Source organism: Lactobacillus sp. C449L, from assembly GCF_059900815.1.
Genome location: NZ_JBWXGA010000076.1, coordinates 1 through 544 on the forward strand (window position 1 = coordinate 1; position 544 = coordinate 544).

A 544-nucleotide genomic window follows, 5' to 3' on the forward strand; every position below is an offset into this window, starting at 1 on the left:
ACTCTACAGATCCCGATACCCTTGTCGCCGCTTTGGCTGTGCACTCACCTGCTCCCGGGCACTAGGAGATTAATCCGTTTGCGCGCGTTGCTGCGGATGCCATCCGGTCTAGGCTCCTCTCTGCGCTGACAGTCTTCGCTAACAGGCCCCCATTACCTCGAAGCTCTCAGCGTAAGCGGGGGAGGTGTTCAGCGTCTCCCCCGCAACCCCCTACAATTTCTTGGGCTCTGGTTCGCTCGTCAGACGTGCGAGTTCTGCTCTAATCGCCGCGGCCGTCTTGGTCCCGATGCCAGGAACGATGCGCTCGATCTGATCAGCCACGGCCTGGAGTTGGCCGAGCGTCTTGATGTTCTCTCTCCTCAATGCGCGCCAGGCATTCTCTGGCAGGCGCAGACCTGGAATTGGCCCTTCGCAGTCCTCATGAGCGGCCCCCGACATTTGCCGTACCTCCTGGCTTTCAGTTCCCAGTGAGGATGGCACCTGCCGAGCGGCTGCCAACTAGCCCCTTGCAGAATAGATGCCTACATCTCCTTTTTTGTTATGC

General features: G+C 59.4%; 1 protein-coding gene. It reads right to left on the reverse strand.

Features of this window, described 5'->3' with window-relative positions:
* Window positions 1–210: 210 nt before the first annotated feature.
* Window positions 211–438: a hypothetical protein gene (locus AC2JF9_RS08365; RefSeq protein ID WP_500726869.1), complete on the reverse strand. Its 228-nt coding sequence runs from the start codon at window positions 436–438 to the stop codon at window positions 211–213.
* Window positions 439–544: the final 106 nt, after the last annotated feature.